Source organism: Pseudonocardia adelaidensis, from assembly GCF_039543345.1.
Classification (GTDB): domain Bacteria; phylum Actinomycetota; class Actinomycetes; order Mycobacteriales; family Pseudonocardiaceae; genus Pseudonocardia; species Pseudonocardia adelaidensis.
Window position 1 is genome coordinate 274,618 of record NZ_BAABJO010000006.1, and the last position, 22,229, is coordinate 296,846.

At 74.4% G+C, this 22,229-nt stretch carries 18 protein-coding genes; 13 read left to right on the top strand and 5 right to left on the bottom strand.

From position 1 onward, the window contains the following. Positions 1–77: 77 nt before the first annotated feature. Positions 78–1,706: a PucR family transcriptional regulator gene (locus ABEA81_RS10445; RefSeq protein ID WP_345604722.1), complete on the top strand. Its 1,629-nt coding sequence runs from the start codon at positions 78–80 to the stop codon at positions 1,704–1,706. 1 nt (position 1,707) lies between these two features. Further along, on the top strand, positions 1,708–2,949 hold the full coding sequence (locus ABEA81_RS10450; protein ID WP_345604723.1) for an NAD(P)/FAD-dependent oxidoreductase: 1,242 nt from the start codon (positions 1,708–1,710) through the stop codon (positions 2,947–2,949). Between the two features lie 30 nt (positions 2,950–2,979). Here ABEA81_RS10450 and ctaD read toward each other — a convergent pair whose 3' ends face one another. Next, positions 2,980–4,734: an aa3-type cytochrome oxidase subunit I gene (gene ctaD / locus ABEA81_RS10455; protein ID WP_345604724.1), complete on the bottom strand. Its 1,755-nt coding sequence runs from the start codon at positions 4,732–4,734 to the stop codon at positions 2,980–2,982. A gap of 131 nt (positions 4,735–4,865) precedes the next feature. Here ctaD and ABEA81_RS10460 point away from each other — a divergent pair, with 131 nt between their 5' ends. Both ABEA81_RS10460 and ABEA81_RS10465 read left to right on the top strand, forming a co-directional pair. After that, positions 4,866–5,831 carry a COX15/CtaA family protein gene (locus ABEA81_RS10460; RefSeq protein ID WP_345604725.1) on the top strand — a complete coding sequence of 322 codons (966 nt, stop codon included), beginning with the start codon at positions 4,866–4,868 and terminating at the stop codon, positions 5,829–5,831. A 7-nt stretch (positions 5,832–5,838) separates the two neighbouring features. After that, entirely contained in the window at positions 5,839–6,810 is a 972-nt protein-coding gene (locus ABEA81_RS10465) for a quinone oxidoreductase family protein (protein ID WP_345604726.1), read from the top strand. On the opposite strand, the gene ABEA81_RS10470 is transcribed toward ABEA81_RS10465, so the two are convergent. After that, entirely contained in the window at positions 6,807–8,606 is a 1,800-nt protein-coding gene (locus ABEA81_RS10470) for a GAF domain-containing sensor histidine kinase (RefSeq protein ID WP_345604727.1), read from the bottom strand. The genes ABEA81_RS10465 and ABEA81_RS10470 overlap by 4 nt on opposite strands. Positions 8,607–8,765: 159 nt before the next feature. Here ABEA81_RS10470 and fdhA point away from each other — a divergent pair, with 159 nt between their 5' ends. Beyond that, positions 8,766–9,983, top strand: coding sequence for a formaldehyde dehydrogenase, glutathione-independent (fdhA, locus tag ABEA81_RS10475; RefSeq protein ID WP_345604728.1), 1,218 nt, complete (start codon positions 8,766–8,768; stop codon positions 9,981–9,983). Between the two features lie 5 nt (positions 9,984–9,988). Here the strand turns inward: fdhA and ABEA81_RS10480 are convergent, their stop codons facing one another. Beyond that, complete coding sequence (locus ABEA81_RS10480; RefSeq protein WP_345604729.1) at positions 9,989–11,425, bottom strand: NAD(P)/FAD-dependent oxidoreductase; 1,437 nt, start codon at positions 11,423–11,425, stop codon at positions 9,989–9,991. Between the two features lie 78 nt (positions 11,426–11,503). Continuing rightward, positions 11,504–12,388 (bottom strand): heme o synthase, encoded by an 885-nt coding sequence (locus ABEA81_RS10485; RefSeq protein WP_345604769.1) that lies wholly within the window; start codon positions 12,386–12,388, stop codon positions 11,504–11,506. Between the two features lie 310 nt (positions 12,389–12,698). Here ABEA81_RS10485 and tkt point away from each other — a divergent pair, with 310 nt between their 5' ends. Genes tkt through ABEA81_RS10520 form a run of 7 tightly spaced genes read left to right on the top strand, consistent with a single transcriptional unit; the run spans position 12,699 to position 21,229 of the window. After that, positions 12,699–14,786 (top strand): transketolase, encoded by a 2,088-nt coding sequence (tkt, locus tag ABEA81_RS10490; RefSeq protein WP_345604730.1) that lies wholly within the window; start codon positions 12,699–12,701, stop codon positions 14,784–14,786. 12 nt (positions 14,787–14,798) lie between these two features. Beyond that, positions 14,799–15,908, top strand: coding sequence for a transaldolase (tal, locus tag ABEA81_RS10495; RefSeq protein WP_345604731.1), 1,110 nt, complete (start codon positions 14,799–14,801; stop codon positions 15,906–15,908). A gap of 29 nt (positions 15,909–15,937) precedes the next feature. Further along, positions 15,938–17,467: a glucose-6-phosphate isomerase gene (locus tag ABEA81_RS10500; RefSeq protein ID WP_345604732.1), complete on the top strand. Its 1,530-nt coding sequence runs from the start codon at positions 15,938–15,940 to the stop codon at positions 17,465–17,467. A 43-nt stretch (positions 17,468–17,510) separates the two neighbouring features. Next, positions 17,511–19,061, top strand: coding sequence for a glucose-6-phosphate dehydrogenase (gene zwf, locus ABEA81_RS10505; RefSeq protein WP_345604733.1), 1,551 nt, complete (start codon positions 17,511–17,513; stop codon positions 19,059–19,061). Between the two features lie 16 nt (positions 19,062–19,077). Continuing rightward, complete coding sequence (opcA, locus tag ABEA81_RS10510; protein WP_345604734.1) at positions 19,078–20,040, top strand: glucose-6-phosphate dehydrogenase assembly protein OpcA; 963 nt, start codon at positions 19,078–19,080, stop codon at positions 20,038–20,040. Continuing rightward, a complete protein-coding gene (gene pgl / locus ABEA81_RS10515; RefSeq protein WP_345604735.1) occupies positions 20,040–20,819 on the top strand; it encodes a 6-phosphogluconolactonase in 780 nt (259 codons plus the stop codon). Before opcA ends, pgl begins: the two co-directional genes overlap by 1 nt. Beyond that, positions 20,819–21,229, top strand: coding sequence for a hypothetical protein (locus ABEA81_RS10520; protein ID WP_345604736.1), 411 nt, complete (start codon positions 20,819–20,821; stop codon positions 21,227–21,229). The genes pgl and ABEA81_RS10520 overlap by 1 nt, the downstream gene beginning before the upstream one ends. 9 nt (positions 21,230–21,238) lie before the next feature. Here the strand turns inward: ABEA81_RS10520 and ABEA81_RS10525 are convergent, their stop codons facing one another. Next, complete coding sequence (locus tag ABEA81_RS10525) at positions 21,239–21,736, bottom strand: Lrp/AsnC family transcriptional regulator (RefSeq protein ID WP_345604737.1); 498 nt, start codon at positions 21,734–21,736, stop codon at positions 21,239–21,241. A 61-nt stretch (positions 21,737–21,797) separates the two neighbouring features. On the opposite strand from ABEA81_RS10525, the gene ABEA81_RS10530 reads away from it, so the two are divergent. Then, a complete protein-coding gene (locus ABEA81_RS10530) occupies positions 21,798–22,223 on the top strand; it encodes a rhodanese-like domain-containing protein (protein ID WP_345604738.1) in 426 nt (141 codons plus the stop codon). Positions 22,224–22,229 lie beyond the last annotated feature (6 nt).

A 22,229-nucleotide genomic window follows, 5' to 3' on the forward strand; every position in this document is an offset into this window, starting at 1 on the left:
CCGGATCTGGAGGATCCGGCAACCACGATGCGCGCCCGCACCCGCCACGATCGGGGCGGGCGAGCCAGGAGGGACGGATGACAGCACTTCCCGGCGTGCCGCTCTCCCACCTGCTCGACGAGGTCGGGAGCACGCTGCTGACGTTCGCGGGCAGCAGCGCACACGACCCCCTCGTCACGGGTATCGCCATCCACGACCCCGCCGAACCCGGGAGCGCCGCCCACCCACCCGGTGCCCTCGTGCTCGGCGTCGGCGTCGCGGACGCCGAGCAGGCGACCGCCCTCCTCGCCGCGCTCGGCCGCGCGGGCGCCGCCGGGCTCGTGCTGCGGGCCCAGGTGCCGGCCGGGCTGGACGACGCCGTGGCGGCCTCCGGGGTGCCGGTGCTCGTCGCGGCCGCGGTGCCCTGGTCACAGCTGGTCCTGCTGCTGCGGGCGGTGATCGACCCGGCGCGGGCGGGGGCCCGGCCGCCCGGCCGCCCGCTCGGTGACCTCTTCGCGCTCTCCAACACCGTCGCCGCCGCGCTCGGCGGGGCCGTCACCATCGAGGACCGCGCCTCCCGCGTGCTCGCCTTCTCCGGCAACCAGGCCGTGGCCGACGCCGCGCGGGTCGCCACCGTCCTGGGCCGCCAGGTGCCCGCCGAGTGGCGGGACCGCCTCACCGCGGCGGGCGTGTTCGACCGGCTCTACTCCTCCGGCGAGCCCATCGACGTCGTGCTGCCCGTGCCCGGCCTGCACCCGCGCGCCGCCGTGGCCGTGCGCGCGGGCGAGGAGATCCTCGGGTCCATCTGGGCCACCACGGACGGCCCGCTCGACGCCGACCGGAGCCGCACGCTCGTCTCGGCCGCGCGCACCGCCGCGTTGCACATCCTCGAGGAGCGCGCCGTGGAGTCCGCGGGCCGCCGGAGGCGGGCCGAGCTGACCGCCCGCCTGCTCGACGGGGAGCCGGGTGACCCGGCGGCGGAAACGGCGGCGGACACGGCTCGCCGGCTCGGCCTGCCGGAGGGCCCCTTCGTGGTGGCGGCGGCCCGGCTCGACGGCGGCCCGGACCTCGCGGCCGACCGGCAGGCGGGCCTGCAGCGCACGGCGGACGCGCTCGGGATGCACCTGGCGACGGTGAGCCCAGGCGCCGTGACGACCGTCCTGGACGACACCGCCTACGCGGTGCTGGCGCTGCCGCCGGGCACGCTCCGGGTCCCCGGAGCCGTGCGGCGGACGCTCCACCGCCTCGCCGACCGCCGCGACCCACCGATCGCGATCGGGGTGAGCCGGCCGGTGGGGCGGCCGGCTCGGCTCGCCGTCGCCCGGGCCGACGCCGACGCCGTGCTCGCCGTCCCGCCCGACCGCGGGCGCGTCGCCGACGTGACCGACGTGTGGGCCCAGGTGGTCCTCGCGCAGGTCCCGGTCCCCGCGCGGCTGCGGGACTACTTCCGCACCGGCCCGCTCGCCGAGGTCGCCCGCTACGACGCCGAGCACCACACGCCGCTGCTGGAGTCCCTGCGCACGTACCTCGAGTCGTTCGGCGACGTGGTCGGCGCGGCGACGCGGCTGCACGTCCACCCGAACACCCTGCGCTACCGGCTCCGCCGGATCCGCGAGCTCACCGGCCTCGACCTCGACGACCCCGACGCCCGCCTCGCCGTCGGGCTGCAGCTGCGCCTCACGGCGACCACGGCGGAGCCCCCACCCGACGACCCCCACGAGGAGTGAGATGCACCCGTCACCCCGCCCACCGCGCCGCGTCGTGGTCGCAGGCGCCGGCATGGTCGGCCTCGCGACGGCGTGGTTCCTCCAGGAGCACGGGGCCGAGGTGACGGTGCTCGACCGCTCGGACGTGGGAGCAGGCGCCTCCTGGGGCAACGCCGGCTACCTCGCGCCCGCCATGGCGGTACCGCTGCCCGAGCCCGCGCTGCTGCGCGAAGGGCTGCGCGGGCTGCTCGACCCGGATTCGCCGCTGCACCTGTCCCCCCGGCTGCGCCCCGCGACGGTCGCGTTCCTCCTCCGGTTCGCGGCCCGCTCCACGCCGCGTGCGTGGCGGCGCGGGCTCGCCGCGCTCACTCCGCTCGACCGCGGCGCGCTCGCCGCGTTCGACGAGCTCGCGGCCGGCGGCGTGGCCGCGTCGACGCACGACGCGCCCGTCCTCATCGGGTTCTCGCAGCAGGGCGACGACGCGGGCGTTCGCCACGAGCTCGATGCCGTGCGGGCGGCAGGCCAGGACGTCCGCCTGACCGCACTGGCCGACGTCGGCCCGCCGTTCTCCGACCGGATCCGGGCGGTCCTGCGCCTCGAGGGCCAGCGCCACGTCGACCCCGGCCGGTTCCTCGCCGCGCTGGCCGGCTCCGTCCGGGCCCGCGGCGGGCGGATCGTGGCGGGCGCGCGGGTGCGCGCGGTGCGGTTCGGCCCCGGCGGGCTGCAGGTGGAGACGTGGGCGCACCCGCCGGAGTCCGCCGACGCGGTCGTCCTCGCCGTCGGGGCGTGGCTGCCCGAGCTCGCCCGCACGGCGGGCGTGCGGCTACCGGTGCAGGCCGGTCGCGGCTACTCGTTCAGCGCGGGCCTGGACCGGCCGTTGCCCCAGCCGGTCTACCTGCCGGCGGCGCGGGTGGCGCTGACCCCGCTCGCGGACCGCGTCCGCGTCGCCGGGACGATGGAGATCGCGGACCGCGACGCCCCGTTCGACGGCAGGCGCGTTGCCGCGGTCGTCCGTTCGGTGGCGCCGTACCTGCGGGGGGTCGACCTGGCCGACGTCCGCGACCCGTGGGTGGGCCCCCGCCCGCTCACGCCCGACGGACTCCCGCTCATCGGGCCCACCCGGATGCCGGGCGTGCACGTGGCGGGCGGGCACGGCATGTGGGGCGTCACGCTCGGGCCGGTGACGGGCAAGCTCCTCGCCCGCGCGGTGATGACCGCGGAGCCGGTGCCGGAGCTCGCCCCGTTCGACCCGCTGCGCGGCTGACCCCGCCCCATCGGCGTCAGTGCGTCGGCGTCAGCGGGACCCGGGGTCGTCGTCGGGGTGCGACTCCCTGCCCACGCCGTGGGCGAGCTGTTCGGACGGCGCCGGATGCCGCCTGCCGATGTGCGCCTCCCCCCGGAAGCGCTCCACCAGGTGCGGGTAGTGCAGCTCGAACGCCGGGCGCTCCGACCGGATCCGGGGCAGCTCGGTGAAGTTGTGCCGCGGCGGCGGGCAGGACGTGGCCCATTCGAGGGAGTTGCCGAAGCCCCACGGGTCGTCCACCGTGACCACCCGGCCGTAGCGGTAGCTGCGGAAGACGTTCCAGACGAACGGCAGCACCGAGGCGCCGAGCACGAACGCCCCGATCGAGGAGATCGAGTTCAGCACCGTGAACCCGTCGGTGGGCAGGTAGTCGGCGTAGCGGCGGGGCATGCCCTCGTTGCCCAGCCAGTGCTGCACCAGGAACGTCAGGTGGAACCCGACGAAGGTCAGCCAGAAGTGGACCTTGCCGAGGGTCTCGTCCATCATCCGGCCGGTCATCTTCGGGAACCAGAAGTAGATGCCGGCGTAGGTGGCGAACACGATCGTCCCGAACAGCACGTAGTGGAAGTGCGCCACCACGAAGTACGTGTCGGACACGTGGAAGTCCAGCGGCGGCGAGGCCAGCAGGATGCCGGTGAGGCCGCCGAACACGAACGTGGCGAGGAAGCCGACGCTGAACAGCATCGGCGTCTCGAAGGTGATCCGGCCGCGCCACATCGTGCCGATCCAGTTCACGAACTTGATCCCCGTCGGCACGGCGATCGCGAAGGTGGTGAGCGAGAAGAAGGCCAGCAGCACCGCACCCGTGGCGAACATGTGGTGCGCCCAGACCACCGAGGACAGCCCGGCGATCGTGATCGTCGCGAAGACCATGCCGTTGTAGCCGAACAGCGGTTTGCGGCTGAACACCGGGATCACCTCGGTGACGATCCCGAAGAACGGCAGCGCCACGATGTAGACCTCGGGGTGGCCGAAGTACCAGAAGATGTGCTGCCAGAGGATCGCGCCGCCGTTCGCGGGGTCGAACACGTGGGTGCCCAGGTGCCGGTCGGCCAGCATCCCGAACAGGCCCGCCGTGAGCACCGGGAAGGCGATCAGAATGAGGATGACCGTCGCCAGGATGTTCCAGCAGAAGATCGGCATCCGGAACATCGTCATGCCGGGGGCGCGCAGGCAGACGATCGTGGTGGTGAAGTTGACGCCGCCGAGGATCGTGCCGAGACCCGCGAGGATCAGGCCGGTGATCCACAGGTCGCCGCCGGCCCCCGGCGAGTACTCGGCGCTGTGCAGGGGCGCGTAGGCGAACCAGCCGAAGTCGGCGGCGCCGCCCGGGGTGAGGAACCCGGACATGACAATGAGCCCGCCGAACAGGAAGAGCCAGTACGAGAAGGCGTTCAGCCGCGGGAAGGCGACGTCGGGCGAGCCGATCTGCAGCGGCACGATGTAGTTCGCGAAGCCGAACAGGATCGGCGTGGCGTACAGCAGCAGCATGATCGTGCCGTGCATGGTGAACAGCTGGTTGTACTGCTCGGTGGACAGGAACTGCAGTCCCGGCACGGCCAGCTCGCCCCGCATGAGCAGCGCCATCGCGCCACCGGCCATGAAGAACACGAACGACGTGACCAGGTAGAGGATCGCGATGTCCTTCGGGTCCGTCGTCCGCAGCATCTTGACGAACGTCGAGCCCTTCGGCGTTCGGCGCGCTGGATATTGCGGCGCGATCGGTTTCGGCTCGACGGCGGTCATCAGCGCCTCCCTGACTTGGGCTGCATGAACGACGGTAGGACCCTGCGAGCGGCCTGTCAGCCCCCCGATCGACGGGTGCCCGGCCCGGGAGCGCCCCAACCTCCCGCGACGCGGTCTTCTACGATGTGTCGATGACCCGCTCCGCCCTGCTCGACCGCCTCCCGGCCGTCCCGCCGCCGGTGATGCGAGCACTCGCGATCGCTGCAGTCGTGGCGCAGGCGGGCATCGCGGTCACCGGGTCGGTCGTGCGCGTCACCGGCTCCGGGCTGGGCTGCCCGACCTGGCCGGAGTGCGTGCCGGGCAGCCTGGTGCCCACCCCGCACCCCGAGGTGGAGCCGATCACCCAGTGGATCGAGTTCGGCAACCGGCTGCTCACCGGCGTCGTCGTCCTGGTCGCCGGCGCGTGCCTGCTCGCGGCGCTCGCCACCCGGCCGCGCCGCTCCCGGCTCACCCGGCTCGCGCTCGTCCAGCCACTCGGCGTGGTCGCCCAGGCGGTGATCGGCGGCGGGGTGGTGCTGCTCGGGCTCGTCTGGTGGAGCGTCAGCGTGCACCTGTTCGTGTCGCTGATCCTCGTCTGGCTCGCCGTCCAGCTGGTGGCGGCCGCATCCGACGGGGCAGGCCCGCCGCGCAGGCCGGTGCCCCGCCCCGTCCGCTGGCTGGTGGCCACGAGCACGGCCGTGCTCGCCGCGGTGCTGGCCGCGGGCTCGTTCGTCACCGCGGCGGGCCCGCACGCGGGCGACGCGAAGACGCCCCGGCTGCAGGTGAGCGTCGAGACCGTGGCGCAGCTGCACGCCGAGCTCCTGTTCGGCTACCTCGGGCTGCTCGTCGGGCTCGGCTTCGCGCTGCGCGCCGTGGCCGCGCCGTCCCGGGTGCTGCGGCGCTACGCCGTGCTGGTGGGAGTCGTCGTCGCGCAGGGGCTCCTGGGCGGTGTCCAGTACGCGCTCGGCGTGCCCGAGGCGCTCGTCTCGCTGCACGTGCTCGGCGCCGCGCTCGTCACGGTCGCCGCGGCCGCGCTGTGGGCCGCCCTCACCGAGCGGCCGGGCCTCCCGGCGCCCACCCCGGCCCGCGCGCCCGCGCTCGCCGACCGGGGGGCATGATCGGGCCGTGCGCGCGATCCAGATCAGCTCGGCAGGTGGCCCCGACGTCCTGACACCGACGGAGCTGGCCGACCCGGTGGCCGGGCCCGGCACGCTGCTCGTGGAGGTGGCGGCGGCCGGCGTCAACTTCATCGACACCTACCAGCGCGAAGGCATCTACCCGATGTCCCTCCCCTACGTCCCCGGGCTGGAGGGAGCGGGCCGGGTGCGGGCCGTGGGCGAGGCCGTCACCGGGTTCGCGGTGGGCGACCGGGTGGCGTGGTCGGAGAACCTGGGCAGCTACGCCCAGCTCGCGGCCGTCTCCGCCGACAAGGCCGTGCCCGTGCCCGACGCCCTGTCCGACGAGGTGGCGGCCGCTGCGCTGCTGCAGGGCATGACGGCGCACTGCCTGGTCACCGACTGCCACGCGGTGCAGCCCGGCGAGGACGTGCTCGTGCACGCGGCCGCGGGCGGCCTCGGCCTGATGCTCACCCAGCTCGCCACCGCGCGCGGCGGGCGCGTGATCGGCACGGTGTCCACCCCGGAGAAGGAGGAGCTCGCGCGCGGTGCGGGGGCCGCCGAGGTGATCCGCTACACCGAGGTGGACGACGTCGCGGCGGCGGTGCGGGAGGTCACCGGCGGGGCCGGGGTGCACGTCGCGTACGACAGCGTCGGGGCCAGCACCTTCGACGCGAGCCTCGCCGCGTTGCGCAGGCGCGGGCTGCTGGTGCTCTGCGGCGCCAGCAGCGGGCCCGTGCCCCCGCTCGACCCGCAGCGCCTCAACGCGGCGGGCTCGGTGTACCTCACGCGTCCCAAGCTGTTCGACTTCGTCGCCACCCGCGAGGAGCTCACCGCCCGTGCCGCGGCCGTCTACTCGGCCGTGGCCGACGGCACGCTCGACGTGCGGATCGGTCACCGCTACCCGCTCGACCAGGCGCGCACCGCCCACGAGGACCTGCAGGGCAGGCGCACCACCGGGAAGCTCCTCCTGATCCCTTAGGCCACCTGCAGCGGGAGCTCGACCTCCACGCAGGTGCCGGAACCGCGGCCGGTCCGCACCGCGAACCGCCCGGCCAGCGCCTCGACGCGGTCCTTGAGCCCCACGAGCCCGGACCCGCCCGCGAGGTCGGCCCCGCCCCGCCCGTCGTCGCAGACCCGCACGCGGACGGCGGTGCCGGGCGCACCGGCCACGAGCTCGACCGACACGTCGACGCCGGACGCACCGGCGTGCTTCGCGGCGTTCGTCAACGCCTCGGAGACCACGTAGTAGGCGGCGATCTCGATCTGCTCCGGGAGCCGGTCGACCCCCTGCACGTCGAGCCGGACCGGCACGGCCGACCGACGGGCGAGCGCACCGAGCGCAGGCCGCAGGCCGCCTTCGGCGAGCACGGCGGGGTGGATCCCCCTGGCCAGCTCGCGCAGCTCGTCCACGGCGGAGGCCGCCTGGACGGCCAGCTCGTCGAGCTGCGCCCGCAACGGGGCGGCCCCCGGCGCCACCGCGGCCTGGGCGGCCCGCAGCTCCATGGCGATCGTGACGAGCCGTTGCTGGGCTCCGTCGTGCAGGTCGCGCTCGATGCGACGCCGGGTCTCGTCCGCGGCGGCCACGATCCGGGCCCGCGAGGCCGTCAGCTGCTCCTGGCTCTCGGCGTTGGCGATCGCGCTCGCGACGAGCTCGGTGAAGCCGGCCAGCCGCGCCTCCGCGTCGGCGGGCAGCGGCTCACGCCGGCGCGACCCCACGACGATCGCCCCCCACAACCGGCCCTGCACGCTGATCGGCGCGCCGACCGCCGACCGCACGCCCGCGACGAGCGCGGACTCGGACAGCCGGCCGGCATCGGCGCCGTACAGGTCGACGTGCGCGGGCCTGCCGGTCTCGAACACCAGGGTGGTCACGTTGCGGTCCCCGATCTCGATCCGGCTCCCGACCGGCGTGGGCACCTCGCCCTCGCGGGCCCACGCACCGAGCACCGTGACCCCGCCCTCGGGGTGGTAGCGCTCCATGGCCGTGTAGTCGGCGTCGAGCAGGAGCCCGACCTCCGCGGTCACCGCGGCGAACACCTCGTGCGGCGCCGCCGCGCCGGCCACCAGGGTGGCCACGCGGCGCAACGCCGCCTGTTCCGCGGCGTACCCGCGCAGCTCGAGCCGCGCCTGGGCGTTGGCGATGGCGGTGGCGACGAGGGCGCTGAAGCCGGCGAGGCGCGCCTCGGTACCCGCCGGGAGCGACTTCTCGCGCATCGACACCACGCTCAGGTGACCCCACATCCGGCCCTCGACGAGGACCGGGACCCCGACCGACGACCGGATGCCCCGCCGCCGCGCGAGCGTGGCCGCCTCGCCCTCCGCCTCCCCCGCCGCCTCGCGGTAGTCGTCGATCCGGGCGGCCAGCCCGGTCTGCATCACGAGCGTGCTGACGTTGCGGCCGCCGAGGTGCCAGTGCGTCCCGACCGGGAACGGCAGGATGACGCCCGGCCGCGCCCACGCACCGACGACCCCCGTTGCGGTGCCGCTCGTGTCGTAGCGGTTCAGCAGCGTCTGCTCGGCGGGGAGCAACCGCCCGACCTCCGCGACCACCGCCGCGAACACCTCCTCGGGCGCCGCCGCCCGCGCCACCACCGTGGCCACCCGGCGCAACGCCGCCTGCTCCGCGGCGTAGCCGCGCAGCTCCCGCCGCGTGAGCTCGCGTGCCACGGCCCCGCCCGCCGCCGCGAGCGACAGGGCAGCAACGAGCCTGGCCGCCGCCCGCCGCACCCACCGGGCCCGCGGCGAGCGCCGGCGGACAGGTCTGCCAGCCGCCACGACGGCCTCCGCTCCTCCTGGTTCCCACCGACCGCCTCGACAGCGTATTCGGCGGCCGTGCATCCACGGCCCGGTCGTCGCGATGGGCCTGATGGCCGTCTTGTGGACACGCCCGGCCGGGGGTAGGACCGACACGGACCACAAGTGAGGTGGATCACCATGAGTGGAAACAAGATCGTCGTCTACAAGGAGCCCGGCCGGGTCGTCGTCGAGGACCACGACCCACCGAAGCTGGAGGTGCCCGCCGACGTCTCGAAGTCCAAGGGCCTCACCCAGAAGGCGGTGCACGGGGTGATCCTGCGCAACGTCGCCACGAACATCTGCGGCTCCGACCAGCACATGGTGCGCGGCCGGACCACCGCGCCCGCCGGGCAGACCCTCGGCCACGAGATCACGGGGGAGATCGTCGAGAAGGGCGATGACGTCCAGTTCCTCGACGTCGGCGACATCGTCTCGGTGCCGTTCAACATCGCGTGCGGGCGGTGTCGCAACTGCCGGGAGGGGCAGACGGGCGTCTGCCTCAACGTCAACCCGGGCCGGGCCGGTTCGGCGTACGGGTACGTCGACATGGGCGGCTGGGAGGGCGGGCAGGCCGAGTACGTGATGGTCCCGTTCGCCGACTTCAACTGCCTGAAGTTCCCGGACCGCGCCCAGGCGCTGGAGAAGATCCTCGACCTGACGATGCTGTCGGACATCTTCCCCACCGGCTACCACGGCGCCCACACGGCGGGCGTCACCACCGGCTCCACCGTCTACGTCGCCGGCGCGGGGCCGGTCGGGCTCGCCGCGGCCCACTCGGCGCAGCTGCTCGGCGCCGCCGTCGTCATCGTCGGGGACCGCAACCCGCAACGCCTCGAGCAGGCCCGCTCGTTCGGCTGCGAGACCGTGGACATCACCCAGGACGCCACCCTGGAGGACCAGATCGCGGAGATCCTCGGCATCAACGAGGTCGACTGCGCGGTCGACGCCGTGGGGTTCGAGGCGTCCGGGCACGGGGCGGGGGCGGGCGAGCAGCCGGCCGCCGTGCTCAACTCGATCATGTCGCTCACGCGGGCCGGTGGGCGCCTCGGCATCCCGGGCCTCTACGTGACCGGCGACCCGGGTGCCCCCGACGCCGATGCCAAGGAGGGCACGCTCAAGGTCCGCCTCGGGCTGGGCTGGGCGAAGAGCCACGCCTTCACCACCGGCCAGTGCCCGGTGCTCAGGTACAACCGCGGGCTGATGATGAGCATCCTGCACGACAAGGCCCGGATCGCGAAGGCGGTCAACGCCACCGTCATCCCGCTCGACGACGCCCCACGCGGCTACCAGGAGTTCGACCAGGGCGCCGCGCGCAAGTACGTGCTCGACCCGCACGGGATGATCCCGGCGGCGTAGGCGGCTCAGGCTGCGACGGCGCGCTCCACCCTCGCGAGGAGCGCGCCGCGGTCGGGGCCGGGCAGCGGGTACTGCGACGCACCCGCGCCCGCTGCCAGCGCCCGCTGCACCGCGCCCGGCCGCCCGAGCACGTCCGACGGCAGCGTGAGCATCGAGGCGATCTCGAGCAGGTCGCGCAGCACGTCGGGGTCGCGGCCGGCGCCCGCGGCGAGGGCCTTCCCCAGCGTGCCGGCCCGGTCGTCGGGCGGGCCGGGGCGGCCGGCGCGGTCGCGCTCGATCTCGGCGAGCCGTGCGCGGTCGGCCGCGACGGTGGCCCGGTACCAGGGTCGGAGCAGGTCGGCCGTGCATCGCCACCACTGCGCGGCGAGGTCGGCGGGGGCGCCGCCGCTACTGCTGCGCAACAGGTCGCGCAGGAGCACGGCCTGCCACAGGCCCATCGACGTGCCGCGCCCGAGCGTCGGATTCGTGCACGCCCATGCGTCGCCGACCGCCACCAGCCCGGTGACGACGGGCCCGCCACCGGGCGCGACGTAGGACCGGATGCGGTCCTCGATGCCCGCCATGACGGCGACCCCGGCGTCGATCGGCTCGGCGTCGACCCAGTGCGCGCCGAGCGGGTAGCTGCGCGCCGCCGCGTACCAGGCGTCCGGGTCGCGCAGCACGCGCAGTTCCCGGTCGTGGGAGCTCACGATCAGCGTCACCGACCACGTGTTGCGGTCGGCGGGAAGCGTCAGCAGCCCGATCGAGTCGTACTGCTGGTTCAGCGGACCGCGCAGGGGTGGCAGCCCGTCCGGGCTGTGGAAGTGCCGTCCGAAGTACACGAATCCGCTGTCCTCGCGCTCCTCCACGACGCCACTGATCCCGGCCGTGGCGAGCAGGCCCGGCAGCGCGGATCGCCGGCCGCCCGCGTCGACGACGAGGTCAGCCGAGAGCTCTTCCCCCTCCCCAGTGACGACGCCCGCGACGTGCGGCACACCCGCGCGATCGGCCTGCCCGGTCAGGAGGCCCCGCACCGCCGTGCCCCGGCGGACGCGCACCCCCGGCTCGGCCGCCGCGATCCCGGCGACCACGGCCTCGAGCACGGGGCGGCGGGCGGTCAGCGCCTCGAACCGGTCGTCGTCCACGCGCCGGCCGCCGAGCATTGCATCCGGGAGCTGCGCCAGTACGTCGTAGCGCGCGGCGCCCGCCGCGACGAGCGCGGCGGCGACGTCGGGCAGCTCCGCCTCGAGCAGCTGCCGGAACCTCGGGAGCATGTAGTGCGGCATCCGGAACTGGGCGCACCCGCGCCGGTTCCAGTGCTGCCACGCGGCCTCGGGCGGCGGCGGCGCGGCGGGGTCGCGCTCCACGACGGTGACGCGGTGCCCGTCCCTGGCCAGGAGCATCGCGGCGCACAGGCCGCTCATCCCGGCCCCGATCACGAGGACGTGGCGGGGGTTCGACATGCCCCCAAGAGCGCGCCGCCCGCTCCCTGATACGCGCGGTTCCGAGCTCGCCCCGGCCCTCGGGGCACGACGCGGGGCCTAGAGCGACAGGACCGGGAGGCCGATCGCCGCGTCCACCGCGATCGCCGCGAAGAGGCAGCAGAGGTAGATGTTCGACAGGTGGAACAGCCGCATCGGGCGCGTCTCGACCCCGGCCAGCACTCCGCGGTGCAGGCGGTGGGCCTGCAGGACGAACCAGGTGCCGCCCAGCGCGGCGACGGCGGCGTAGATCCACGAGGTGCTCGGGAGCAGCAGCAGCGACCAGGCCGCCATCACCCACGAGTAGATGACGATGCGCCGCGACACCTCCTCCGGCGGGACCACGACCGGCAGCATCGGGACCTTCGCGGCGGCGTAGTCGTCCCGGTAGCGCATGGCGAGCGCCCAGAAGTGCGGCGGCGTCCAGAAGAAGATCACACCGAACATCACGAACGCGGGCCAGTCGACCGACCCGGTGACCGCGGCCCAGCCGATCACCACCGGCATGCAGCCCGCCGCTCCGCCCCACACGATGTTCTGCGAGGTGCGCCGCTTCAGCAGGAGGGTGTAGACGAGCACGTAGAACGCGATGGCCGCCACCGAGAGCCCGGCGGCGAGCCAGTTGGTGGTGAGCCCCAGCCACACCGCGGAGAGCGCGCCCAGCACCAGCCCGAACACCAGCGCGTGCCGGGTGGGCACCTGCCCCTTGGCCAGCGGCCTGCGGCTGGTGCGCTTCATGACGGCGTCGATGTCGGCGTCGACGACGCAGTTCAGCGCGTGCGCGCTGGCGGCGGCCATCGCGCCACCCAGCAGGGTGGCGACGATCAGCCACACCGACGGCACGCCGCGCTCGGCGAGGAACATGGCCGGGACCGTGACCACGAGCAGCTGCTCGATGATCCGGGTCTTCGTGAGCCCGAGGTAGGCGCGCACGGTGTCCCGCAGGCGTCCCCAGCCGACCCGCCAGGCGCCCGGGGCGCCCTGGGCAGGGTGGCCCGAGCGGGACACGGGCAGAGTCACCGGCACAACCTCGATCCGCGTGGTGGGGAACCCGGGCGACCCCGAGTTCTACGGCTTGTCGATGGTAGCCCGGGGCATGCCGGCCCCCTCGGCCGGGTAGACCCTTCCCGAGCGGGCGGCACGTGATCACACACGGTCGCCCAACGCGACTAGGCTGGCCGTGGAGCGAGTCAGCGTTGAGCGGTCGCGTCGAGGCGTACCGCCTGCATATCCCATTCGAATCAAGGGAAGAGCTGTGGCCGATATCGACATCGAGACCCTCACCCGCGCCAGCGTCCCGGACGACTGGACCGACCTGGACCGGCGGACCGTCGACACGATCCGGGTGCTGGCCGCCGACGCCGTTCAGAAGGTGGGCAACGGCCACCCCGGCACCGCCATGAGCCTCGCGCCACTCGCCTACGCGCTCTTCCAGCGCGTCCTGCGTCACGACCCGAACGACCCCGACTGGATCGGCCGCGACCGGTTCGTGCTGTCGGCCGGCCACTCCAGCCTCACGCTCTACATCCAGCTGTACCTGTCCGGCTACGGGCTCGAGCTCGACGACCTGAAGGCGCTGCGCACCTGGGGCTCGCGCACCCCCGGCCACCCGGAGCACCGGCACACGCCCGGCGTCGAGACCACCACCGGCCCGCTCGGCCAGGGCCTCGCCAACGCGGTGGGCATGGCGATGGCCGCCCGCCGCGAGCGCGGACTGTTCGACCCCGACGCCCCGGCCGGCGAGAGTCCGTTCGACCACCACATCTACGTGATCGCCTCCGACGGCGACATCGAGGAGGGCGTCACCTCCGAGGCGTCGTCGCTGGCCGGGCACCAGCAGCTCGGCAACCTCACGGTGATCTACGACGACAACAAGATCTCCATCGAGGACGACACCACGATCGCGCTGTCGGAGGACACCGCGAAGCGCTACGAGGCCTACGGCTGGCACGTGCAGGTCGTCGACGGCGGGGAGAACGTCACCGCCATCCTCGATGCCCTGGAGAACGCGCGGGCCGAGACCACGCGCCCGTCGTTCATCCAGCTGCGCACGGTGATCGGCTTCCCGGCGCCGAACAAGATGAACACCGGCAAGGCCCACGGGTCGGCGCTGGGCGCAGACGAGGTGGCCGAGGTCAAGAAGATCCTCGGGTTCGACCCGGAGCAGTCCTTCGAGGTCGCCGACGAGGTGCTCGCCCACGCCCGCAAGGTGGTCGACCGCGGCCGCGAGGCCCATCAGGCCTGGATGAAGACCTACGAGGACTGGGCCGCCCGGGAGCCGGAGCGCAAGGAGCTCCTCGAGCGGGTGCTCGGCCGGGACCTGCCGGTGGGCTGGGAGAAGTCACTTCCGGTGTGGGAGCCCGACGCCAAGGGCCTGGCCACCCGCAAGGCGTCCGGCGAGGTGCTCAAGTCCGTCGCCGACGTGCTGCCGGAGCTGTGGGGCGGCTCGGCCGACCTCGCCGAGAGCAACAACACCACGATGGAGGGCGCCGACTCGTTCGGCCCCACCTCCACGGCCACGAAGATGTGGGACGCCCACCCCTACGGCCGCACCCTGCACTTCGGGGTCCGCGAACACGCGATGGGCGCCATCCTCAACGGCATCGCGCTGCACGGGCCCACCCGGCCGTACGGCGGCACGTTCCTGGTGTTCAGCGACTACATGCGCCCGGCGGTGCGCCTCGCGGCGCTCATGCAGTCGAGCGTCGTCTACGTCTGGACGCACGACTCGATCGGGCTCGGCGAGGACGGCCCGACCCACCAGCCGATCGAGCACCTTGCCGCGCTGCGGGCCATCCCCGGCCTCGCCGTCGTACGGCCCGGCGACGCCAACGAGACCGCCCACGCGTGGCGCGCCACGCTGGAGCGCCCGGAGGGCCCCAAGGGGCTGGCGCTCACGCGGCAGAACCTGCCGGTGCTGGAGGGCACCTCGGCCGAGGGCGTCGCCCGCGGCGGGTACGTGCTCGCGGACGCGTCCTCCGGCGCCCCGCAGGTGATCCTCATCGCCACCGGGTCGGAGCTGCAGATCGCGGCCGAGGCCCGGAAGGTCCTCGAGGCCGAGGGCGTTGCCACGAGGGTGGTGTCCATGCCGTGCGTCGAGTGGTTCGACGAGCAGGACGATGCCTACCGCGAGTCGGTGCTCCCCGCGGCCGTCCGCGCGCGGGTGAGCGTCGAGGCCGGCATCGCCCAGCCCTGGATCCGCTTCACCGGCGACGCGGGCGAGAACGTCTCCATCGAGCACTTCGGCGCGAGCGCCGACTACCAGACGCTGTTCCGCGAGTTCGGCTTCACCACCGAGAACGTCGTCGCCGCCGCGAAGCGCAGCCTCGAGAAGGCTTCCTGAGGAGGAACAACCATGAGCAACGATCGACTCGGGCAGCTCGCCGCGGCCGGGGTGTCCATCTGGCTGGACGACCTGTCGCGCGAGCGGCTGACCAGCGGCAGCCTGCAGGAGCTGATCACCGACAAGCACGTCGTCGGCGTCACCACCAACCCCACGATCTTCGCGTCCGCACTGTCGAAGGGCGAGGCCTACGACGCGCAGGTCCGCGAGCTCGCCGCGCGCGGGGCGTCGGTCGAGGACGCGGTCCGCGAGATCACCGTGTCCGACGTCCAGCAGGCCTGCGACGTGTTCAGCGGCACGTGGGAGACCACGAACGGCGTCGACGGGCGGGTCTCGCTCGAGGTCGACCCGGGCCTCGCGCGCGACACCGAGGCCACGGTGGCCCAGGCGCTCGACCTGTGGAAGGCCGTCGACCGGCCCAACCTGCTGGTCAAGATCCCGGCCACCGAGCAGGGCCTGCCCGCGATCACCCGCGCGCTCGCCGAGGGCGTGAGCATCAACGTCACGCTGATCTTCTCCGTCGAGCGCTACCGGGCCGTGATGGGCGCCTTCCTGGACGGCCTCGAGCAGGCCGCGGCCAACGGGCACCAGCTCGCGGGCATCGCATCGGTGGCGAGCTTCTTCGTCTCCCGCGTCGACACCGAGATCGACAAGCGGCTGGAGGCGATCGGCTCCGACGAGGCACTCTCCCTGCGCGGGAAGGCCGCCGTCGCCAACTCCCGCCTGGCCTACGCCGCGTTCCAGGAGGTCTTCTCCTCCGAGCGGTGGAAGGCGCTCGCGGCGAAGGGTGCCCGGCCGCAGCGGCCGCTGTGGGCGTCCACCGGGGTCAAGAACCCGGACTACCCCGACACCCTCTACATCACCGAGCTCGTCGTCGCCGACACCGTGAACACGATGCCGGAGAAGTCGCTGCTGGCCTTCGGCGACCACGGCGAGGTGCACGGCGACCGCGTCACCGGCACCGGCGCCGAAGCGCAGGAGGTGTTCGACGCGCTGGAGCGGGTCGGCGTCGACCTGCCCGACGTGTTCCGCGTGCTCGAGGACGAGGGCGTCGACAAGTTCTCGAAGTCCTGGACCGAGCTCGGTGACACCGTCACCGAGCAGCTCGAGCAGGCCCGCTAGCCGCAGCGAGCCGGAGGGGAGCGCACGCGGTGACCGCGCGACCGGTGCCGTCCGAGGACGAGGTGCTCGCGCGCCTCGTCGAAGGCGGCGTCGCCGCACGCGTCGCAGGCGGCGACCTCGCCCTGTGGCCCCGCGTCGCCCGGCCGGGATGGACGGGCGCGGTGCGCGCGGCGCGCCCGCTGGTCGGCGAGATCGCGGCGCTGGCCGAGCAGCGCCGGGTGGCCGGGCAGGTCAGGGTCCTGCTCGCCACCGCCGGGGGTGCCGGCGTCGCCGCCGAGGCGCTCGCCGGGTCCGACCCCCGCCTCGTCGTCCTCGACACCACCGACCCACCCCAGGTGGCGGACGCGCTGGCCGGCGAGCTCGCCGAGACGGTGCTCGTCGTGTCGGTGCCCCCCGGCGAGGACCCGCAGCCGGTGCGGCTGCTGCTCGACACCGTCCACGCCGCCTTCCGCGCCGAGGGCGTGCCCCCGGAGGCGCACACCGTCGTGGTCACGCCGCCGGACGGGCCGCTGCTGCCGGCCGGTGCGAGCCCGGACGGACCCGTCGTGGTGCTCGGGCCCGACGACGTCGACGGCCCGTGGGCGGCGTTCACGGCCTACGCGCTCGTCCCGGCCGGGCTCGCCGGCGTCGACGTCGGGGGCGTGCTCGAAGAAGCGGCCGCGGTCCGGGCCGAGCTGGGCGCCGGCACGGGCGACGCCGGGGGCGACCACGCGGCGCTCGCGCTCGGGGCGCTGCTCGCGTCCGCACCGGCTCTCGCGCTCGCGGCACCGGACGAGCCCGCGCTCGCCGAGTGGGCCGCGCAGCTCGTGGCGGGCGGCCTCGGCAAGGACGGCCACGGCCCCCTCCCCGTGGTGGTGGAGGGACCCGGCGCCCCCGAGTGGGTGGACCTGCCCGCCGTGGGGATCGGGGACGTGCCGGGCGCCGCGCTGACCACCCGCGGTTCGGTGGCCGAGCAGATGGCCACCTGGCAGCACGCCGTCGCCGCGGCCGCGCACGTGCTCGGTGTCGACCCCACCGACCGGCCGGACGCGCACGACGCCGCAGCCGCCGCCCGCGGTGGGCCCGCCTTCACCGAGGGGGGTGTGGAGGTCCACGCGGGCGACTGGTTGCCGGACGGGACGGCCACCGTCGCCGACGCGCTGCGTGCGCTCGTGGGTCCGGACGACGGCGACATCGACGGTGCCGGGGTGGTGCACCACCTGGCCGTGCACGCCTACCTGGACCGGATCGAGGACGCCTCCGCCGCCGTGCTGCGCGCCGAGCTGGCCCGCCGCACCGGCCTGCCCACGACGTTCGGGTGGGCGCCGCGCTGCCTGCCCGGCAGCGGCCAGCACGCCAAGGGCGGCCCGCCCGCCGTGCGGGTGTGCCAGCTCACCGCCGACCCCGACGACCCCGGCCTGCGCCCCGAGGCGGCCGACGCGCTCGCCGCCGTGCAGGAGGAGCTCGCGGGCGCCGACGCCGCCGCCCTCACCGCGCGCGGCAGGCCGGTGCTCCGCCTCCACTTCACCGACCGGGTGGCGGGCCTGGTCACCGTGGCGCGCGCCGTGCAACAGCTGTAGGAGACCTGGAATGATCCCCGCAAGCCGAACAGCGAGGAGACAGATGAGCGCCGCAACGTCCGCGGCAGCGGGGTGGACCAACCCGCTGCGCGATGCGCGGGACAAGCGGCTCCCGCGGATCGCGGGGCCGTGCAGCCTGGTCATCTTCGGCGTCACCGGCGACCTGTCGCGCAAGAAGCTCATGCCGGCCATCTACGACCTCGCCAACCGCGGCCTGCTCCCGCCGGGCTTCGCGCTCACCGGGTTCGCCCGCCGCGACTGGGCCGACCAGGACTTCGGCCAGGTCGTCTACAACGCGGTGAAGGAGCACTCCCGCACCCCCTTCCGCCAGACCGTGTGGGACCGGCTCGCCGAGGGGTTCCGGTTCGTGTCCGGCACCTTCGACGACGACGACGCGTTCGACCGGCTCGAGCAGACCGTCCAGGCGCTCGACCGGGAGCGCGGCACAGCGGGCAACCACGCGTTCTACCTGTCCATCCCGCCCGGGGCGTTCCCGGTGGTGCTCAAGCAGCTCGCCCGGTCCGGGCTGGCCCGCCAGGACGGCGACGGCTGGCGCCGGGTGGTCATCGAGAAGCCGTTCGGGCACGACCTGCACTCGGCCATCGAGCTCAACGAGATCGTCAACGACGTCTTCCCCGAGGACTCGGTCTTCCGGATCGACCACTACCTCGGCAAGGAGACGGTGCAGAACATCCTGGCGCTGCGCTTCGCCAACCAGCTGTTCGAGCCGATCTGGAACAGCCACTACGTCGACAGCGTGCAGATCACCATGGCCGAGGACATCGGCCTGGGCGGGCGCGCGGGTTACTACGACGGGATAGGCGCCGCCCGCGACGTCATCCAGAACCACCTGCTGCAGCTGCTGGCGTTCATCGCGATGGAGGAGCCGGTCTCGTTCTCGTCCGACGAGCTGCGCATCGAGAAGATCAAGATCCTCAACGCGACGAAGCTCGTCGGGCCGCTCGACGAGACCACGGCGCGCGGGCAGTACACCGGCGGCTGGCAGGGCGGCGAGCTGGTCAAGGGCCTCACCGAGGAGGAGGGCTTCGACCCCAACTCGCGCACCGAGACGTTCGCGGCCATCACCTGCGAGGTGGACACCCGGCGCTGGGCGGGCGTGCCGTTCTACCTGCGCACCGGCAAGCGGCTCGGCAGGCGCGTCACCGAGGTCGCCGTGATCTTCAAGCGGGCCCCGCACCTGCCGTTCGACGCCACGATGACCGAGGAGCTCGGGCAGAACGCCCTGGTCGTGCGCGTCCAGCCGGACGAGGGCGTCACCATGCGGTTCGGCTCGAAGGTGCCGGGCAGCCAGATGGAGGTCCGGGACGTCAACATGGACTTCGGGTACGGCTCGGCGTTCACCGAGGCGTCCCCCGAGGCGTACGAGCGGCTGATCCTGGACGTGCTGCTCGGGGAGCCGTCGCTGTTCCCGGTGAACGCGGAGGTCGAGCGGTCCTGGGAGATTCTCGACCCGGTGATCGAGCACTGGGCGCGGCAGCCGACCGGCCCGGACCCCTACCCGGCGGGCAGCTGGGGGCCGGGCTCGGCCAACGCCATGCTCGCCCGCACCGGCCGCACGTGGCGGCGGCCGTGAACCCGAGGAGCCTGCGATGATCGTCGATCTTCCGTCGAGCACCGCGTCGGCCGTCAACCGCAAGCTGGTCGAGATGCGGGCCAGCGGCGGCGCGCTGACGACGAGCCGCGTGCTCACGCTCGTGATCGTCACCGAGGACGGCGGGGAGATCGAGGACTCGATCGCCGCCGCGAACGCGGCCAGCCACGAGCACCCGTGCCGGATCATCGTGCTGGCGCGGGGGCTGCGGAAGGCGGCGCCGCGGATGGACGCCCAGATCCGCGTCGGCGGCGACGCCGGCGCGAGCGAGGTGATCGTGCTGCGCGGCTACGGCGCGCTCGCCGGGGACGAGGCCGGCGCCGGAATGGCGGTGCCGCTGCTGCTGCCCGACGCGCCCGTCGTGGCCTGGTGGCCGAACGACGCCCCGGCCGTCCCGTCCGAGGACCCGGTGGGCAAGCTGGCGACGCGCCGGATCACCGACGCGCTGTCGGCGAAGAACCCGATGAAGGCGTTCGAGCAGCGCCGCGCGCACTACGTCGAGGGCGACACCGACCTCACGTGGACCCGGCTCACCCCGTGGCGGGCGCTGCTCGCCACGGCGCTCGACGCCCCTCCGTACGAGCCGGTCACCAACGCGGTCGTGGCGGGCGAGGCCGTGTCCCCGTCCACGGAGCTGCTCGCCGGCTGGCTCGCCGTGCGGCTGGACTGCAAGGTCAAGCGCTCGCCCGCGGCGTCGGGCCCGGGTGTGGTGTCGGTGCGGATGGAGCGCCGCTCGGGGCCGGTCGAGCTCGTGCGCCCGGACGGGAAGGTGGGCACGCTGCGCCAGCCAGGGCAACCGGACCGGCTGGTCGCGCTCGCCCGCCGCGAGGTGCGCGACTGCCTCGCGGAGGAGCTGCGCAGGCTCGACACGGACGAGATCTACGGGGCCGCGCTCGCGGGTGTCGGCCGCGTCGCCCGCGGCCGCACGCCGGTCAAGATCCCCGCGCTGGCCGGCGCCTGATGCCCACCCCGGACATCGCGGTCCACGCGAACCCGGACGTGCTCGCCGCTGCGGTGGCCGCCCGGCTGGTCACCAAGCTCGTCGACCTGCAGGCGGCCGGCACGACGCCGAAGATCGTGCTCACGGGCGGCGGCACCGGCATCGCGGTACTGCAGCAGCTGCGCGCGTCCGTGGCCCGCGACGCCGTCGACTGGGGCAAGGTCGAGTTCTACTGGGGCGACGAGCGGTTCGTCGCGCCCGACGACCCCGAGCGCAACGACAAGCAGGCCCGCGAGGCGCTGCTCGATCACGTCCCGGTGGACGAGGCGAAGGTGTTCCCGATGGGCGCCGACACCGGCACCGGCCCGGCGGGCGCGGAGGCCGCCGCGGAGGCGTACGCGGAGGTCCTCCGGCGGTCCGCCCGCCCGGAGGACCACGGCCCGGTCCCGTCGTTCGACGTGCTCATGCTCGGCATGGGCGGCGAGGGCCACACGGCGTCGGTCTTCCCGCACTCCCCCGCGGTCTACGAGACCGAACGCACGGTCGTGGCCGTCCACGGCTGCCCGAAGCCCCCGCCCACCCGGGTGTCGCTCACGCTCCCGGCGATCCGCCGCGCCGCCGAGGTCTGGATCATGACCACCGGCGACGAGAAGGCGGCGGCCGTGGCGATGGCACTGGGCGGGGCGGGCGAGGTGGCGATCCCGGTGGCGGGGGCGCAGGGCCGCAGGCGCACCCGGTGGCTGCTGGACCGGGCCGCCGCGGCCAAGCTGCCCCGCCACCTGGTGCCCCGCATCGGCTGATGCTCCACGTGGTCGTCGACGCCGCGAACGTGGTGGGCGCGCGCCCCGACGGCTGGTGGCGCGACCGTCCCGGTGCGGCCCGCCGGCTGGCCGGCCGGATCGTGGCCGCCCTCACGGTCGACCCGGCCCGGCTCGCCGAACACCTCGGGCACCCCGACGCCGACCTGCAGGTGCACCTGGTGCTGGAGGGCGCCGCCGCGCGGGTGGAGGACCTCCCCAGGCACCCGCGGCTGGCCGTCGTCCACGCGACGGCCGACGGCGACTCGACGATCGCGGCCCTGGCCGCCGAGCTGGCGGCCGAGCCGGTCCTGGTGGTGACGGCCGACCGCGCCCTCAGGGACCGGGTGCGCGCGAGCGGGTCGGCGACGGTGGGCCCGGGCACGTTGCTGAACGCCCTCCCCCCACCCTGATCGGGTTGGTCACGCGCGGCGGGTGCTCGCGCTCGCCGCCTTTCCGCTGGCTCCCACCGCGCTCGTCACCGCTGACCGTCTCGGCAGCGGGGTGCTGTAGACGACGCTCGTCGTCACCGCGCCCAGGCCCGCGATCCGGCCCGTGACCTCCTCCAGGTGACGCATGCCGCGGGCACGCACGCTGAGCACGAAGCAGTCCTCCCCCGTGACGTGGTGGGCCTCGGTGACCTCGGGCGTGGTGGCCAGCAGGTCGCGGAAGGGCTTGTAGTTGCCGTGCGGGTAGCGCAGGCGGACGAGCGCCAGTATCGGCAGGCCCAGCTTCTCCGGGTCGACCTCGCAGTGGTAGCCCGTGATCACGCCGCCCTGCTCGAGCCTGCGCACCCGCTCCGTGACGGCGCTGGGCGACAGCCCCACGAGCCGCCCGAGGTCGGCGTAGCTCGCTCGCCCGTCGAGCTGCAGTGCTTCCAGCAGGCGCCAGTCCAGGTCGTCCAGGGAATCCACGGCCACAGCGCGAAACTACCGTGGATTGCGCCTTCCTCGCCCGAGGACGCGCTCCTACCGTCGGATCATGACCCTTTCGGTGAGCCCCGACGCCGTCGCCTTCTTCTCCTCGCGCCTGGCCTTCCAGACCGACGTCGCCGACGTCCACGCCGCCGTCGCGAGCGGCGATCCGGACTTCGTGCTGGTCGACTCGCGCAGCCGCCCCGCGTGGGAGCAGGGCCGCATCCCCGGCGCGGTGCACCTGCCGACCGCCGAGATCCCCGAGCGCGCGGCCCGCGCGCTCGGGAAGGGCCTGCCGGTCGTCACCTACTGCTGGGGCCCGGGGTGCAACGGCGCCACCCGCGCCGCACTCGCCCTGGCGCGCCTCGGTCACGTGGTGCGCGAGATGCTGGGCGGCATCGAGTACTGGGCCCGCGAGGGCTTCCCGGTGGAGACCGACGCGGGCCTCACGCACCCGGACCCGGACCCCCTCACCACGCCGTGCGGTTGCTGACCCGCC

Excerpts from the sequence above, each read along its gene's own strand:
- ABEA81_RS10460 (WP_345604725.1), top strand. The coding sequence starts at position 4,866 with ATGACCCGCTCCGCCCTGCTCGACCGCCTCCCGGCCGTCCCGCCGCCG.
- zwf (WP_345604733.1), top strand. The coding sequence starts at position 17,511 with ATGAGCGCCGCAACGTCCGCGGCAGCGGGGTGGACCAACCCGCTGCGC.
- ABEA81_RS10530 (WP_345604738.1), top strand. The coding sequence starts at position 21,798 with ATGACCCTTTCGGTGAGCCCCGACGCCGTCGCCTTCTTCTCCTCGCGC.
- ABEA81_RS10480 (WP_345604729.1), bottom strand. The coding sequence starts at position 11,425 with ATGTCGAACCCCCGCCACGTCCTCGTGATCGGGGCCGGGATGAGCGGC.
- ABEA81_RS10520 (WP_345604736.1), top strand. The coding sequence starts at position 20,819 with ATGCTCCACGTGGTCGTCGACGCCGCGAACGTGGTGGGCGCGCGCCCC.
- opcA (WP_345604734.1), top strand. The coding sequence starts at position 19,078 with ATGATCGTCGATCTTCCGTCGAGCACCGCGTCGGCCGTCAACCGCAAG.
- pgl (WP_345604735.1), top strand. The coding sequence starts at position 20,040 with ATGCCCACCCCGGACATCGCGGTCCACGCGAACCCGGACGTGCTCGCC.
- ABEA81_RS10450 (WP_345604723.1), top strand. The coding sequence starts at position 1,708 with ATGCACCCGTCACCCCGCCCACCGCGCCGCGTCGTGGTCGCAGGCGCC.
- ctaD (WP_345604724.1), bottom strand. The coding sequence starts at position 4,734 with ATGACCGCCGTCGAGCCGAAACCGATCGCGCCGCAATATCCAGCGCGC.
- ABEA81_RS10445 (WP_345604722.1), top strand. The coding sequence starts at position 78 with ATGACAGCACTTCCCGGCGTGCCGCTCTCCCACCTGCTCGACGAGGTC.
- fdhA (WP_345604728.1), top strand. The coding sequence starts at position 8,766 with ATGAGTGGAAACAAGATCGTCGTCTACAAGGAGCCCGGCCGGGTCGTC.
- tal (WP_345604731.1), top strand. The coding sequence starts at position 14,799 with ATGAGCAACGATCGACTCGGGCAGCTCGCCGCGGCCGGGGTGTCCATC.